This is a genomic window from Streptomyces sp. NPDC047002 (assembly GCF_040704505.1).
Classification (GTDB): domain Bacteria; phylum Actinomycetota; class Actinomycetes; order Streptomycetales; family Streptomycetaceae; genus Streptomyces.
The window spans coordinates 196,537-211,672 of sequence record NZ_JBEYWC010000005.1 but is presented as its reverse complement, the minus strand read 5'-3'; the positions used below and the strand labels follow the sequence as shown (position 1 = coordinate 211,672).

13 protein-coding genes and 1 pseudogene are annotated in these 15,136 nt (G+C 72.6%); 8 read left to right on the top strand and 6 right to left on the bottom strand.

Annotation, left to right across the window (positions count from 1 at the left end; all coding sequences use genetic code 11):
• Positions 1 to 8: 8 nt before the first annotated feature.
• The 4 genes from AB0910_RS07915 to AB0910_RS07900 all read right to left on the bottom strand — a co-directional run bounded on the left by AB0910_RS07915 (position 9) and on the right by AB0910_RS07900 (position 4,968).
• A complete protein-coding gene (locus tag AB0910_RS07915) occupies positions 9 to 944 on the bottom strand; it encodes an ABC transporter permease (protein WP_366743642.1) in 936 nt (311 codons plus the stop codon).
• Positions 941 to 2,095 (bottom strand): ABC transporter ATP-binding protein, encoded by a 1,155-nt coding sequence (locus AB0910_RS07910; protein ID WP_366743641.1) that lies wholly within the window; start codon positions 2,093 to 2,095, stop codon positions 941 to 943. Before AB0910_RS07910 ends, AB0910_RS07915 begins: the two co-directional genes overlap by 4 nt.
• Before the next feature lie 81 nt (positions 2,096 to 2,176).
• Entirely contained in the window at positions 2,177 to 3,424 is a 1,248-nt protein-coding gene (locus AB0910_RS07905; protein ID WP_366743640.1) for a spermidine/putrescine ABC transporter substrate-binding protein, read from the bottom strand.
• Between the two features lie 26 nt (positions 3,425 to 3,450).
• Positions 3,451 to 4,968: a gamma-aminobutyraldehyde dehydrogenase gene (locus AB0910_RS07900; protein WP_366743639.1), complete on the bottom strand. Its 1,518-nt coding sequence runs from the start codon at positions 4,966 to 4,968 to the stop codon at positions 3,451 to 3,453.
• A 172-nt stretch (positions 4,969 to 5,140) separates the two neighbouring features.
• Here AB0910_RS07900 and AB0910_RS07895 point away from each other — a divergent pair.
• Positions 5,141 to 5,482, top strand: a pseudogene (locus AB0910_RS07895) (NADAR family protein); the annotation flags it as partial.
• Positions 5,483 to 5,630: 148 nt separating this feature from the next.
• Here the strand turns inward: AB0910_RS07895 and AB0910_RS07890 are convergent.
• Positions 5,631 to 6,320: a DUF4190 domain-containing protein gene (locus AB0910_RS07890; RefSeq protein ID WP_366743638.1), complete on the bottom strand. Its 690-nt coding sequence runs from the start codon at positions 6,318 to 6,320 to the stop codon at positions 5,631 to 5,633.
• Positions 6,321 to 6,478: 158 nt separating this feature from the next.
• Here AB0910_RS07890 and AB0910_RS07885 point away from each other — a divergent pair, with 158 nt between their 5' ends.
• From AB0910_RS07885 to AB0910_RS07865, 5 genes are all read left to right on the top strand, one after another.
• Positions 6,479 to 7,504: an adenosine deaminase gene (locus tag AB0910_RS07885; RefSeq protein WP_366743637.1), complete on the top strand. Its 1,026-nt coding sequence runs from the start codon at positions 6,479 to 6,481 to the stop codon at positions 7,502 to 7,504.
• Positions 7,505 to 7,545: 41 nt separating this feature from the next.
• On the top strand, positions 7,546 to 8,205 hold the full coding sequence (locus tag AB0910_RS07880) for a glycerophosphodiester phosphodiesterase (protein ID WP_366743636.1): 660 nt from the start codon (positions 7,546 to 7,548) through the stop codon (positions 8,203 to 8,205).
• Positions 8,206 to 8,380: 175 nt separating this feature from the next.
• Positions 8,381 to 10,681 carry a nitrate- and nitrite sensing domain-containing protein gene (locus AB0910_RS07875; protein ID WP_366743635.1) on the top strand — a complete coding sequence of 767 codons (2,301 nt, stop codon included), beginning with the start codon at positions 8,381 to 8,383 and terminating at the stop codon, positions 10,679 to 10,681.
• The gene (locus tag AB0910_RS07870; protein WP_366743634.1) at positions 10,678 to 11,139 is read left to right on the top strand and encodes a roadblock/LC7 domain-containing protein; all 462 of its coding nucleotides are present in this window, start codon (positions 10,678 to 10,680) and stop codon (positions 11,137 to 11,139) included. The genes AB0910_RS07875 and AB0910_RS07870 overlap by 4 nt, the downstream gene beginning before the upstream one ends.
• Before the next feature lie 137 nt (positions 11,140 to 11,276).
• Positions 11,277 to 11,618, top strand: a complete 342-nt coding sequence (locus AB0910_RS07865) for a DUF742 domain-containing protein (protein WP_366743705.1) — start codon at positions 11,277 to 11,279, stop codon at positions 11,616 to 11,618.
• A gap of 31 nt (positions 11,619 to 11,649) precedes the next feature.
• On the opposite strand, the gene AB0910_RS07860 is transcribed toward AB0910_RS07865, so the two are convergent.
• Entirely contained in the window at positions 11,650 to 13,089 is a 1,440-nt protein-coding gene (locus AB0910_RS07860) for a gamma-aminobutyraldehyde dehydrogenase (protein ID WP_366743633.1), read from the bottom strand.
• A gap of 182 nt (positions 13,090 to 13,271) precedes the next feature.
• Between AB0910_RS07860 and AB0910_RS07855 the strand changes: the two genes are divergently transcribed.
• Together AB0910_RS07855 and AB0910_RS07850 are read left to right on the top strand one after the other, a co-directional pair.
• Positions 13,272 to 13,763 (top strand): Lrp/AsnC family transcriptional regulator, encoded by a 492-nt coding sequence (locus tag AB0910_RS07855; protein WP_366743632.1) that lies wholly within the window; start codon positions 13,272 to 13,274, stop codon positions 13,761 to 13,763.
• Complete coding sequence (locus tag AB0910_RS07850) at positions 13,748 to 15,127, top strand: aspartate aminotransferase family protein (protein ID WP_366743631.1); 1,380 nt, start codon at positions 13,748 to 13,750, stop codon at positions 15,125 to 15,127. The genes AB0910_RS07855 and AB0910_RS07850 overlap by 16 nt, the downstream gene beginning before the upstream one ends.
• Positions 15,128 to 15,136: the final 9 nt, after the last annotated feature.

Below are 15,136 nucleotides of genomic sequence, written 5' to 3'. Positions count from 1 at the left end.
CGCGGTCGTCACAGCAGTTCCTCCGTTCCCGCCCGGCGGATGTAGAGGGTGACCACGAGGAGGACGACCGCCATGAGGATGAAGGACAGCGCGGCGGCGGCCGGGTAGTCGAGCACGGTGAGGAACTGCGACTGGATGACGCTGCCGATCATCTTGGTGTCGGCGGAGCCGAGCAGCTGCGCGTTGACGTAGTCGCCGCTCGCCGGGATGAACGTCAGCAGGGTGCCGGAGACGACGCCGGGCAGCGACATCGGAAAGGTCACCTTGCGGAAGGTGGTCAGGGGCGCCGCGTACAGGTCGCCCGCGGCCTCGTGCAGCCGGTGGTCGATGCGTTCGAGCGAGGTGTAGAGCGGCAGGATCATGAACGGCAGGAAGTTGTAGGTGAGTCCGGTGACGACGGCGAGCGGGGTGGCGAGCAGCCGGTCGCCGCTGGTCCAGCCGAGGGCGTTGGTCAGGTCGAGTACGTGCGCCGAGTTCAGCAGCGCCACCACGGGCCCGCCGTCGGCGAGGATCGTCTTCCACGCCAGGGTGCGGATCAGGAAGCTGGTGAAGAACGGCGCGATGACGAGGACGAGCAGCAGGTTGCGGTAGCGCCCGCCACGGAAGGCGATGAGGTAGGCGAGCGGGTAGCCCGCCGCCAGGCACAGCAGGGTCGCGACGGCGGCGTACAGCAGGGAGCGCAGGAACTGCGGGTAGTACAGCTGGAGCGCGTCCCAGTACGTCTGGACGTGCCAGGTGACGCGGAAGCCCTCTTCGAGCGAGCCGGTCTGCACGGACGTGGACGCCTGGTAGACGAGCGGGACGACGAAGAACACGAGCAGCCACAGGACGCCGGGCAGCAGCAGCCAGTACGGTACGAGCCGCTTGCGGCGCGGTGTGCGGCGCGCCGCGGGCTCGTCGGCTGGGGGCGCCGCCGGTGCAGGGGGCGCCGTCGCTGCGGTCATGCGGCTCCCCCTTCGCCCGCGGTGATGTCCTGGTCGGCGCCGAGCCCGAAGGTGTGGTCGGGGTTCCAGTGCAGGACGACGTCGGCGCCCGGCGCGAGGCGGCCGTCGCGCTCGATGTTCTGCGCGTACACCTCAAGGCCCTGGCCTGCGGGGCTGTCGACGACGTACTGGGTGGAGACGCCGATGAAGCTCGCGCCCGTGATGCGCCCTGGCACGCGGTTGCGGCCCTCGGGCACGGTCTCCGCGTCGTCCGCGTGGGTGAGGGTGATCTTCTCGGGCCGCACGCCGACGAGGACCTTGCCGCCGGTGGCGGTGGGGGCGGTGCAGCGGCCCGCGGGCAGCGTGAGCTTGCAGCCGCCGCCTGAGACGGTCAGGCCCGTGCCGTCGGCGCCGAGGACCTCGGTCTCGATCAGGTTGGAGGTGCCGAGGAAGTTCGCGACGAACGTCGTGCGCGGGTTCTCGTACAGCTCGCCCGGGGTGCCGAGCTGCTCGACGCGGCCCGCGCTCATCACCGCGATGGTGTCGGCCATCGTCATGGCCTCCTCCTGGTCGTGGGTGACGTGGACGAAGGTGACGCCGACCTCGGTCTGGATGCGCTTGAGTTCGAGCTGCATCTGCCGGCGCAGCTTGAGGTCGAGGGCGCCGAGCGGCTCGTCGAGCAGCAGCACCTGCGGGTGGTTGATCAGGGCGCGGGCCACGGCGACGCGCTGCTGCTGGCCGCCGGAGAGCTGCTGCGGCTTGCGGCGCGCGTAGTCGCCGAGCTGTACGAGGTCGAGCATCTCGCCGACCTGCTTCTTCACGGACCTGATGCCGCGTCTGCGCAGCCCGAAGGCGACGTTCTCGTAGATGTCGAGGTGCGGGAAGAGCGCGTAGCTCTGGAAGACGGTGTTGACGGGGCGCTTGTGCGGGGGCAGGTCGGTGACGTCGCGGTCGCCGAGGAAGACGGTGCCCGTGGTGGGGTCCTCAAGGCCTGCGATCATCCGCAGGGTGGTGGTCTTCCCGCAGCCGGAGGCGCCGAGCAGCGCGAAGAACGTCCCCTGGGGCACGGTGAGGTCGAGGGGCCTGACGGCCTGGAACGTGCCGTACTTCTTGCTGATCCCGGTGAGGCGGACGTCGCCGCCTGCCTGCGCGGTGGGTGCGGTCTCTGTCATCGGTTCCGGTCCCGTGGCTGGTGGGTTGAGGGGCGGGGGCGGCGGCCGGGCAGGCTGGGGCCTCTCGTTCGGGTGGAGGCCCTAGGCGCCGATGAGCCGGGAGAACTTCTGCTCAAGTGCGGTGTCCTCCTTGTTGCTCAGGGCGCGGAAGGTGTGGGACGCGGCCTGCATCTTCGCGTCCGGGATGATCAGCACGTTGTCCGCGGCGTCCTTGTCGAGCGTGGCGAGCTCCGGCTTGACGTTGTCGCAGGGGCAGACGTAGTTGATGTAGGCGGCGAGCCGGGCGGCGACGGGCGGCTCGTAGTAGTAGTCCATGAGGCGCTCGGCGTTGGCGCGGTGCCGGGCCTTCGCGGGGACCATCATGTTGTCGCTGGAGATCATGTAGCCGGCCTCGGGCACGGCGTAGCGGATGTCGGGGTTCTCCGCCTGGAGCTGGACGATGTCGCCGGCCCAGGCGACGCACGCGGCGATGTCGCCCTTGTCGAGGTCGGAGGTGTAGTCGTTGCCCGCGAAGCGGCGTATCTGGTTGCTGTCGACGCCCTTCTGGAGCCGGGCGATCGCCGCGTCGTAGTCGTCGGTGGTGAAGGTGGCCGGGTCCTTGCCCATGTCGAGCAGGGTCATGCCCATGGTGTCGCGCATCTCGGTGAGAAAGGCGACCCGGCCCTTGAGTCGCGGGTCGTCGAGGAGCTGGGAGACGGAGTCGACCTTCCGGCCGCCGGTGGCCTTGACGTTGTACGCGATGACGGCGGGAATGCCGGCCCACGGGTAGGAGTGGGCCCGGCCCGGGTCCCAGTCGGGGCTGCGGAACTGGTCGATGAGGTTGGCGTAGGCGTGCGGCAGCCGCTCGGCGTCGAGGGTCTGCGCCCAGCCGAGGCCGATGATGCGGCCGACGAGCCAGTCGGTGAGCACGATGATGTCGCGGCCGATGTCCTGGCCCGCGGCGAGCTGCGGCTGGATCTTGCCGAAGAACTCGCTGTTGTCGTTGATGTCGGTGCTGTACGCGACCTTGACTCCGGTGCGCCGGGTGAACTCCTCAAGCGTCGGGTAGTGCTTGCCGTCGTCGGTGACGTCGATGTACTCGGTCCAGTTGGAGAAGACGACCTTCTTCTCGCGCGCCGAGTGGTCGGGGTCGCCGCCCGGCCCCGTGTCCTTCTTGGCCGCGGGGATGCCGCAGCCGGTGAGCGCGGCGAAGCCGCCGAAGGTCAGGGCGCCGAGGCCGCAGGACCGCAGCAGGGAGCGCCGGGTGGGCGCGCCCCTGCCGGTGGTGAGGTGCCGCCGTATCGCCGCGAGCTGGACCGGCGAGAGGCCCTCGGGTTCTTCGTCTGCCATGGGCTGTGCCCTCCCGGGAGTTTCCGTCACGTCCTGTCCCCGAAGACCGTGTGGTGCCAGTCCTTGGCCGCGGCCGCGGTGTTGTCGTACATGACGTGCTTGACCTGCGTGTACTCCTCGAAGGAGTACACGGACATGTCCTTGCCGTAGCCGCTGTGCCGAAAGCCGCCGTGGGGCATCTCGCTGATGATCGGGATGTGGTCGTTGACCCAGACGCAGCCGGCCCGCAGTTCGCGGGTGGCGCGTCCGGTGCGGTAGACGTCGCGGCTCCAGGCGGAGGCCGCGAGGCCGTAGGGGGTGTCGTTGGCGAGGGCGATGCCCTCGTCGTCGGTGTCGAAGGGGACGGCGACCAGGACGGGGCCGAAGATCTCGGCCTGCACGGCCTCGCTGTCCTGCGGGGCGTCGGCGATGAGCGTGGGCAGGTAGTACGCGCCGCCCGCGAGGTCGCCGCCCGGCGCGGCGCCGCCGGTGACGACGCGGGCGCCGGCGCGGGCCCGGTCCACGAAGCCGGCGACGCGGTCGCGGTGGGCGTGGGAGATGAGCGGCCCGATGTCGGTGTCCTCGGCGAAGGGGTCGCCGACGCGCACGGTCTCCATCAGCGCGGCGACGCGCGCCACGAACGCGTCGTACAGCGGGCGCTGGACGTAGGCGCGGGTGGCGGCGGTGCAGTCCTGGCCTGTGTTGATCAGGGCGCCGGCGACGGCGCCGCGCGCCGCGGCCTCCAGGTCGGCGTCGTCGAAGACGAGGAAGGGCGCCTTGCCGCCGAGTTCGAGGTGGAGCCGGGTGACGGTGGCGGCGGCGAGTTCGGCGACGCGCCTGCCGACGGCGGTCGAGCCGGTGAAGGACGTCATGGCGACGTCCGGGTGGGCGACGAGGTGCTCGCCGGCCTCAAGGCCCGTGCCGCACACCACGTTGACGACCCCTTCGGGGATCCCCGCGTCCCTGGCGGCCTGCGCGAACAGCAGCGACGTCAGGGGCGTGGTCTCGGCGGGCTTGAGCACGGCGGTGTTGCCCGCGGCCACGGCGGGCAGCACCTTCCACGCGGCCATCTGGAGCGGGTAGTTCCAGGGCGCGATGGAGCCGACGACGCCGATGGCCTCCCTGCGCACGTACGAGGTGTGGTCCGCGCTGTACTCGCCGGCCGCCGCGCCCTGGAGGTTGCGGGCCGCGCCGGCGAAGAACGCGGCGTTGTCGACGGTGCCCGGCACGTCGAAGCCGGTGGAGAGCTTCAGCGGCTTGCCGCACTGGAGGGACTCCGCGTGCGCGAGGTCGTCGGCGCGCTCGGCGAGCACGGCGGCGAAGCGGTGCAGGGCGTCGGAGCGCTCGCCGGGGGTGGCCGAGGACCAGGCGGGGAAGGCGGCGACGGCGGCGGCGACCGCTGCGTCCACGTCGGCGGTCGAGGCGAGGGCGTAGGAGAACACCGTCTCGCCGGTGGCCGGATCCACCACGTCCTGGGTGCGCCCCGAGGTGCCGTGCGTGAGCCGCCCGCCGATGAACTGCGCCCCGTCGACGAAGCGTTTCTCTGCCTGGAAGCGGTCCCTCATGAACGTTCTCCGTTGTTCCAGCTTCGATTGAGTGCCGATCCTGGCAGAGCATTGCCCATGCAACAAGGGATTCCGTTGTTTCCTTTTGGTTACGCAACGGAATCGGTCGACCACGCGGACTCCGGAAGGGCATCGGCCCCGGCCGCCACGGGGCCGCTGCGAGACTGGCCGCATGGACACGGAGGCGGACGGCGCGGAAGCGGAGCTGGCCGGGCGGGTGCAGCGGGGCGAGGCGGTGGGCCATCTCCTGTTCTGGGGGCATGCGCCGCGGCGGGACGGGCAGCTCTCGGTGAGCTGTCTCAGCCAGTGGTGGCCTGCGCCGTTCACGGTGGCCGGCACGGAGTACGCGACGGCCGAGCACTGGATGATGGCGGGCAAGGCGCGCCTGTTCGGCGACGCGGAAGCGGAGCGCGAGGTGCTCGCCGCCGGCCACCCGTCCCTGGCGAAGAAGGCGGGGCGGCTGGTGCGCGGCTTCGACGAGGAGGTCTGGCGGCGCGAGCGGTTCGCCCTGGTGGAGGCCCGCACCCGACTCGCCACCACGACCTGAGCCGAACAACCACGGAGCGGGCCGCCCGTAAGGCGGCCGCGAGGCCGGGACCGGGCGTGCGCGGCGGCCGCGGGACCGCCAGGAGCGTCCGCCGTCCGGTGTCAGGCCCGGGGGTTCAGGGGGTGATCGTCAGGGACGTGGCGAAGGGGTCGCCGTCGGAGAAGGGGTCGTCGTCGTGGTGGTCGGAGCGCACGCCGATGACGATCGCGACCACCAGGAAGGCGACCACCAGGGCGCCGATCACCGTGCCGATCCAGCCGAGGATCAGCCCGGCCGTGGCGGCGCCGCGGTTGTTCGCCTCGCCCCTGTCGGCCTTGCGGCGGCCCTTGATGCCCAGGACGATCGCGACGATGCCCGCGACCAGCCCGAAGACGCCGTACAGGCAGAACCCGACCACGGAGATGATGCCGAGCACCATGGCAGCGGTGCCCAGGCCGTTGGACGGCATGGGCTGTCCCGTGCCCCAGGCGGCGCCGGGGTAGGGCGCGGAACCGCCGGGGTACTGCGGGTAGCCGTAGGGGCCCGCGGGAAAGCCGGGCGCCTCGCCGTAGCCGGGCGGGCCCTGGTACGGCCCCTGGCCCTGCGCGGGGCTCCCCGCGGGCGGCTGCGTCGGGTAGGCGTACGGGCCGGGCGCGGGCGGCGGCGGGGGCACGGCGCCCGGCTGCCCCGCGACCGTCGGCTGGTCGTGCACCGAGCCGCCCTGCGGCGGCGCGGCCGGCTTGTCGAGCGACGGCCGCTGCCCCGGCGGCGCCCACGGGTCGTCCGGCCGCCCGCCGTCCGGCTGCTGCCCGTTCTCGTCTGACATCGCGATTCCCCCTCGTTCGAGCGGCCATGCTACGGCCTCGCCCGCCGCACCGGCCTGCCGGGTTTTCCCGGCACCCGCTCCGCATACGATGATCTGTCGGCGCCCGGCCGCGCCGCCCGCCAGGCCCCGCCCGACCGCGCCGCTTCACTGGAGGAGCCATGACCGACCTGCACCCGTTCATCGCGGGGCTGCCCAAGGCCGAGCTGCACGTGCACCACGTCGGCTCCGCGTCGCCGCGCATCGTCGCGGAACTGGCCGGGCGGCACGCCGACTCGAAGGTGCCGACCGACCCTGACGCGCTTGCGGACTACTTCACCTTCACCGACTTCGCGCACTTCATCGAGGTGTACCTGTCGGTGGTCGACCTGGTGCGCACGCCCGAGGACGTCAGGCTGCTGACCTTCGAGGTCGCCCGCGACATGGCGCGGCAGAACATCCGCTACGCCGAGCTGACGGTCACCCCGTCGAGCTCGACCTCCCGCGGCATCGGCGACCGCGCCTTCATGGAGGCCATAGAGGACGCCCGCAAGGCCGCCGAGTCCGAACTCGGCGTCGTGCTGCGGTGGATCTTCGACATCCCGGGCGAGGCGGGACTCGCCGCCGCCGAGGAGACCGCGAGGCTCGCGGTGGACCTGCGCCCCGACGGCCTGGTCGGCTTCGGCCTCGGCGGCCCCGAGATCGGCGTGCCCCGCCCGCAGTTCAAGCCGTACTTCGACCGGGCCGTCGCGGCCGGGCTGCACTCGGTGCCGCACGCGGGCGAGACCACGGGCCCCGAGACCGTGTGGGACGCGCTGCGCGAGCTGCGCGCCGAGCGGATCGGGCACGGCACGAGCGCCGTGCGCGACCCGGAGCTGCTGCGGTACCTCGCCGAGCACCGCGTGCCGCTGGAGGTCTGCCCGACGAGCAACATCGCGACCCGGGCCGTCGCGACGCTGGACGAGCACCCGATCGCGCTGATGGTGGAGGCGGGCGTGCTGGTGACCGTGAACAGCGACGACCCGCCGATGTTCGGCACCGACCTCAACCAGGAGTACGGGGTGGCCGCGCGCCTCCTCGGCCTCGACGAGCGGGGTGTGGCCGGCCTGGCGAAGAACTCCGTGGAGGCGTCCTTCCTCGACGCGGCGGGCAAGAAGCGCATCGCCGCCGAGATCGACGCGTACACCGACGCCTGGCTCGCCCGGTGACCGGGCGGGCCGCCGCCGCGCCGGCGCGCACGGTCGTCGCGGTGGCGCACCGCGGGGACCCGTACCGGGTGCGGGAGAACACGCTCGCCTCGATCCGCTCGGCCGCCGCGCGCGGCGCGGGGGCCGTCGAGACCGATGTGCGGCTCACCCGCGACGGGGTGCCCGTGCTGCTGCACGACGCCTCGCTCGATCGGCTCTGGGGCCATCAGCGGCAGCTCGCCGACCTGACGGCTGCCGAGGTGGCCGAGGTGACGGGCGGCGGGGTGCCGGCGCTGCGGGAGGTGCTCGCGGCCACGGACTGCCGGCTCCAGCTCGACCTGCCGGGCGCGACCTCCGGGGCCGTGCGGACCATGATGGGCGTGGTCAGGGAGTGCGGCGCGGCCGAGCGGGTCTACTGGACGGGCGCGCCCTCCACGATGCTCGCGGTGCGCGCGGAGGACGCGGCCGCGGAGATCGCGATGACCTGGAAGACGGTGGTGCCGCCGGTGCCCTCGCTGCTCGCCGCGGTGCGCCCCCGCTGGGTCAACTACCGCTTCGGCGTGGTGACACCTGAGGTCGTGGCGCGCGGGCACCGGGACGGCGTGCTGGTGTCGGCGTGGACCGTGGACACCGCGCGCACGATGCGCCGGCTGGTGCGCGGCGGGATCGACGCGCTGACCACCAACCGGGTCGACGTCCTGGTGCGGCTGCTGGCGCGCTGACCGGGCGGCTGCCGGGCGCGGACCCCGCAGCCGCCCGTGAAACCGCACGCGCACGACATCTGAACTTTCTTCCTCTTTTGCGGTATGGCTAGTATCGAAATCGCCAGACCTCCCAATGGTTTTGACCGGTTGTGCGCGACCGGTCCCACGCAAGGAGCGAGTCCTGCGCAGCGTTGTGTCCCGGCGGTCCGACACCACGAACCTTTCGCTGCGGGCGGCCCTCCTGATCCTGGCGTTCGTGCCGGGGGTCGCGCTCACCGCCCTGTGGGCGGTCACCAGCGGCCAGACGTACGCCCAGTTCCGGCACGAGCAGGCGCACAGCCGACTGGTGCAGCGGACCGGGCTGCCCGCGGTCGCCGTCTACGCGGACCTGCAGGCGGAGCGCGCGCTCAGCGCGGGCGCGCTGGCAGGCGACCCGGGCGCGGCCGGGGCCCTGGACACGCAGCGGGCCCGTACGGACGCGGCGGTGGCCGCGTTCGCGGCGCCCGCAGCTGCCGGGGCGGCGGGCGTGCCGGGCGAGATGCGCGACGCGGTGGCGAAGGAGCGCCAGGCGCTGCGCCAACTGCCCGCGCAGCGCGCCCTGGTGGACCGGGGCAGCGCGGAGGACCAGGCGTCCGTCTACCGCTCGTACACGAACCTGATCACGGTGGACCTGCACCTGTTCACGGCGCTGAGCCATGCCGACGACAGCCGGGTCAACTCGGTGGCGCAGCCGCTGATGGACCTGTTCTGGGCCGAGGAGATGCGCGCGCGCTCCGACGCGCTGCTCGCCCGCGGCTGGCGGAAGCGCGCCCTGGCGCCCGACACCGTGCAGCAGGTCAGGGACGCGGTCGCGCAGGAGTCGTTCGAGCTCGACGTGAAGGTACTGCCCTACCTCCCCGACGACGAGCGCGACGCGTGGGACGCGCTGCTGGCGGGCAAGGACTGGCAGGCGAAGACGGCGGTGGAGCAGAGCCTGCTGGTGCCGGCCGCCGCGGGCCCCGACGGCCTGCTGCCGCTCACCGCAGACGGCGCGTCCTGGCGGCGCTCGATGGACGCGCTCACGCCCCGCATCGGGGAGTTGGTGCGCCTGCGCACCGCCGACGTGGTCGCGACCGGGGACGACACCGTGCGGACGCTGCTGTGGCGGATGGTGCTGACCTCGGCCGTCGGCCTGGCTGCCGTGGTGGCGGTGGTCCTCACCACCTGGCGCCTGACCAGGTCGCTGCGGCGCAGGATCGGCGCGCTCCAGGAGCGTGCGGAGGAGCTGGAGCGCACACTGCCTGACGTCGTGGAGCGGCTCGCGCAGGGCGAGGCGATCGACGTCGACGCCGCCGCCGACGCGGGCCCCGTCCACGGCGCGCAGAGCGCCGAGGGCGGCGACGAACTGGCCAGGCTGGGCCGGGCGTTGAACCTGGCGCGGGCGAGCGCCCTGGGCGCGGCCGTCCGCCAGGCCGAACTGCACAGGGGCTTCGAGCTGCTGCTCCAGCGCATCGCGCGCCGCACCCAGCGGCTGATCGGCCAGCAGCTGAGGAAGCTGGACGAGTTGGAGCGCCGCCACGACGACCCCGAGGTGCTCGAAGGACTCTTCGACCTCGACCACCTGACGGCGCGGCTGCGGCGGTACGAGGAGAACCTTGTGATCATGTCGGGCGGTTCGCCGCACCGGCGCTGGCGCAGGCCCGTGCCGCTGCTCGACGTGCTGCGCTCCGCGCAGGGCGAGGTACGGGACTACCGGCGGGTGGTGCTCGACCCGGGCGACGGCGGCTGGCTGGCGGCGCGCGCGGTCGGCCCGCTCGGGCACGTGCTGGCCGAACTGATCGACAACGGACTTGCGTTCTCCCGGCCGCCGCGCCCCGTCGAGGTGCGCGCGGGCCGGGTGGGCAGGGGCGTCGTGATCGAGGTGGCGGACCACGGCCTCGGCATGGACGAGGACCAGCGCGCCGAGGCGAACGAGCTGATGCTGAGCCCACCGCGCCCGGACGTGCTGGCGCGCGCCGAGGACGTGCGGCTCGGCCTCCAGGTCGTGGCGCGCCTCGCGGGGCAGTACGGGCTGCGCGTGGAGTTCCTGCCCTCGGCCTCGGGCGGCACGCGCGCCGTGGTCTTCGTGCCGGACGAGCTGACGGCCGCCCCTCCCCCGCCGCCTGCCGCGGGCCCGCCGCCCCCGCCCGACCCGGCCGATCTGCTCCCGCCCGCAGGCCCCTGCCCGCCGCCCGCCGGCGGGGAGGGCGCGTACGCCTCGGACGACACGTACGCCTCGGGCGGTGCGGCGCCCGAGGACGCGCCCCTGCCGCGCCGGGTGCGGCAGGCCGCCCTGGCGGACGGGCTGCGAAGCGCCCCCGGCGGCGGCCCTGCCGTGGACCCGCAGCCGCTCCCCTCGGCCCGGCGCGCAGGCGCCGCCATCGGCGCCTTCCAGCGGCAGTCCCGCGCCCGCAGGGCCGCGCAGCAGCCACCCCACGTACCCGCCCCCTTGGACACGAGAGAAGACCGGCCATGACGCGTACGACCGCCCCGCAGCAGGATCTCGACTGGCTCCTCGACGGCCTCGTGGACTCCGTGACCGGGACCAGGCACGCCGTCCTGCTCTCCGACGACGGGCTGGTGATGGCCGCGTCCGCCTCGATCGGACCGGCCGACGCGGAGCGGCTCGCCGCGATCTGCACCGGGCAGCAGAGCCTCGCGCGCGGGGTGGGCCGCCTGTTCGAAGGCGGCGCCGTGCACCAGGTGCTTGTGGAGCTCGCCGACCTGTGGCTGTTCATCGTCTCGGCGGGCGAGGGCGCCCATCTGGCGGTGGTGGCCGCGCAGGAGGTGGACGCCGAGGTGATGTCGCTCGCCATGCACGAACTGGTCCAGCAGGTCGGCAGGAAGCTGGGCGCGCGCTCCCGCGACGCGTTCGGCGCCACGGCGCCCGCGGGCGGCCCTGCCGGGACCGCGCAGGGCGCGCACGGGGCGTGAACCGGCACGTGCGCGGCCCGGCGGACGGCGGCCCTGCCGAGCCCGCGGACGGGACGGACGGCGGCGCCGGCCGCGAGCCGCCCCCGGGCCCCGGTCTCGACGGGGACGAGGGCCCCGACGACGACGGCGCGGGCACCATGGTCCGCCCGTACACCATCACCGCGGGCCGCACCGCGCCCGAGTACGCGGACCTCACCCTGATCACGGTGCTGACCACGGTCCTCGACCCGCGCGGCGGCGCGGCCGCGCAGCCCGCGGCGCTCCAGCCCGAGCACCGGCTGATCCTCCAGCGGTGCCGGCACGCGACGGCGCTCGCCGAGGTGTCCGCCGCGCTCGGCCTGCCGGTCTCGGTGACGAAGGTGCTCGCCGGTGACCTGGTGGCGGCGGGGCTGCTGCTGGCGCGCGCCCCGCTGACGGTGGCGGGCGCCGCGGACCTCGGCGTGCTGGCCGCCGTGCGCGACGGGCTGCGCAGGCTCTGACGCCCGCCGCCGGTGGCCAGGGCCCCCGGGGTCAGTCCTCGATCGCGGTCATCACGTGCTTGACGCGCGTGTAGTCGTCGAAGCCGTAGGAGGAGAGGTCCTTGCCGTAGCCGGACTTCTTGAAGCCGCCGTGCGGCATCTCGGCGACCAGCGGGATGTGGGTGTTGATCCAGACGCACCCGAAGTCGAGGGCCTTGGACAGCCGCATGGCGCGGGCGTGGTCCTTGGTCCACACGGAGGAGGCGAGGGCGTACTCGACGCCGTTGGCGTACGCGAGCGCCTGGGCCTCGTCGGTGAAGGACTGGACGGTGATGACCGGTCCGAACACCTCGTTCTGGATGATCTCGTCGTCCTGCCGCAGGCCGGAGACGACGGTCGGCGCGTAGAAGTAGCCGCGGTCGCCGACGCGGTGGCCGCCCGCCTCGACCTTGGCGTGCGCGGGCAGCCGGTCGACGAAGCCGGTGACGCGCTCCAGCTGGGCGGCGTTGTTGAGCGGCCCGTACAGCACGTCCTCGTCGTCGGCCGCGCCGGTCTTCGTCTCGGCCGCCGCCTTGGCGAGCGCGGTGACGAAGTCGTCGTGCACGGACTCGTGGACGAGGACGCGGGTGGCGGCCGTGCAGTCCTGGCCCGCGTTGAAGAACCCGGCGACGGAGATGCCCTCGACGGCCTTGGCGATGTCGACGTCGCCGAAGACGATGACGGGCGCCTTGCCGCCGAGTTCGAGGTGGACGCGCTTGAGGTCCTTGGCCGCGGCGCCCGCGACCTCCATGCCTGCGCGGACCGATCCGGTGATGGAGGCCATCGCGGGCGTCGGGTGCTCGACCATGGCACGGCCGGTGTCGCGGTCGCCGCAGATCACGTTGAACACGCCGGCGGGCGCGACCGAGCCGATGATCTCGGCCATCAGGACCGTGGAGGCCGGCGTCGTGTCGGACGGCTTGAGGACGACGGTGTTGCCGGCGGCGAGCGCCGGGGCGAACTTCCACACGCCCATCATCATCGGGTAGTTCCAGGGGGCGACCTGCGCGCAGACGCCGACCGGCTCGCGGCGCACGAAGGACGTGAGGCCGTCCATGTACTCGCCGGCCGAGCGGCCCTCCAGCATCCGGGCAGCGCCCGCGAAGAAGCGGATCTGGTCCACCATCGGCGGGATCTCCTCGGTGCGGGTGAGGCCGAGGGGCTTGCCGGTGTTCTCCGACTCCGCGGCGATCAGCTCCTCCGCGCGCTCCTCGAAGGCGTCCGCGATCTTCAGCAGGACCTTCTGGCGCTCGGCGGGCGTGGTGTCGCGCCAGGCGGGGAAGGCCGCGGCGGCGGCCTCCATCGCAGCGTCCACGTCCGCGGGGCCCGACAGGGGCGCCGTCGCGTAGACCTCGCCGGTGGCCGGGTTCACCACATCGGTGGTGCGCCCGTCGGCGGCGTCCCGGAACTCTCCGTTGATGTAGTTGCGCAGACGGCGCGGCTCGGTGGTCACTGCCACCCCTCCTGTCGTTCCGTTGTCCGATACGTGAGACACCCACCCTAGCCAGGAGTCCGACGCTTTCGACAGGCCCGACGCCCCGTAACTTCGGATTCGGTTTATTTCAGGTATCAGAACAACGAATTTCATCGGCCGAGGGTTGCGGGACAGACGAGGAGCAAGGCAGAGTGAGGAGCGTGGTCAGTCGCAGCGCAGAGTTCAGGAACGGGAACGGCTCCGCCCACGGGCTCGACGCCGTCTCCCTCGCCATCATCGAGCAGCTCCAGGAGGACGGGCGGCGCCCGTACGCGGCGATCGGCAAGGCCGTGGGGCTCTCCGAGGCAGCGGTGCGCCAGCGCGTGCAGAAGCTGCTCGACCAGGGCGTGATGCAGATCGTCGCCGTCACCGACCCGCTGACCGTGGGTTTCAGGCGGCAGGCGATGGTCGGCGTCCGCGTCGAGGGCGACATCGAGGCCGTCGCCGAGGCGCTCACCGCGATGTCCGAGTGCGAGTACGTGGTGGTGACGGCGGGCTCCTTCGACCTGATGGTCGAGGTCGTCTGCGAGGACGACGACCACCTGCTCGACGTGATCACCCAGCGGATCCGCACGCTCCCCGGCGTGCGCTCCACCGAGAGCTTCGTCTACCTCAAGCTGAAGAAGCAGACCTACATGTGGGGAACCCGATAGCCGTGAGCAAGGACCTCTCCAAGACCGCGTACGACCACCTGTGGATGCACTTCACCCGCATGTCGTCGTACGAGAACGCACCCGTGCCCACCATCGTGCGTGGCGAGGGCACCTACATCTACGACGACGCGGGCAAGCGCTACCTGGACGGCCTGTCGGGCCTGTTCGTGGTCAACGCGGGCCACGGCAGGCACGAGCTCGCGGAGACCGCGTACAAGCAGGGCCAGGAGCTCGGCTTCTTCCCCGTCTGGTCGTACGCGCACCCCAAGGCGGTCGAACTCGCCGAGCGGCTCGCGCACTACGCGCCGGGCGACCTCAACAAGGTCTTCTTCACGACCGGCGGCGGCGAGGCCGTGGAGACCGCGTGGAAGCTGGCGAAGCAGTACTTCAAGCTCACCGGCAAGCCGACCAAGCACAAGGTCGTCTCGCGCGCCGTGGCCTACCACGGCACCCCGCAGGGCGCGCTGTCCATCACCGGGCTGCCCGCGCTGAAGGCCCCGTTCGAGCCGCTGGTCCCCGGCGCGCACAAGGTGCCCAACACCAACATCTACCGGGCGCCGATCCACGGCGACGACCCGGAGGCGTTCGGCCGCTGGGCCGCGGACCAGATAGAGCAGCAGATCCTCTTCGAGGGTCCCGAGACCGTCGCCGCGGTCTTCCTCGAACCCGTGCAGAACGCGGGCGGCTGCTTCCCGCCGCCGCCCGGCTACTTCCAGCGGGTCCGCGAGATCTGCGACAAGTACGACGTGCTGCTCGTCTCCGACGAGGTGATCTGCGCCTTCGGCCGCCTCGGCACGATGTTCGCCTGCGACAAGTTCGGCTACGTGCCGGACATGATCACCTGCGCGAAGGGCATGACGTCCGGCTACTCGCCGATCGGCGCGTGCATCGTCTCCGACCGGCTCGCCGAGCCGTTCTACCAGGGCGACAACACCTTCCTGCACGGCTACACCTTCGGCGGGCACCCGGTCTCCGCCGCCGTCGGCCTCGCCAACCTCGACATCTTCGAGCGCGAGGGCCTCAACCAGCACGTGCTCGACCAGGAGTCCGCGTTCCTGACGACGCTCCAGAAGCTGCACGACCTGCCGATCGTCGGCGACGTCCGCGGCAACGGCTTCTTCTACGGCATCGAGCTCGTCAAGGACAAGGCCACCAAGGAGACGTTCACCGACGAGGAGACCGAGCGGGTCCTGTACGGCTTCCTCTCCCACGCGCTCTACGACAACGGCCTGTACTGCAGGGCCGACGACCGCGGCGACCCGGTGGTCCAGCTCGCGCCGCCGCTCATCTCCGACCAGGCGGTGTTCGACGAGATCGAGGGCATCCTGCGCCAGGTCCTCACGGAGGCGTGGACGAAGCTCTGAGCCGCGCGG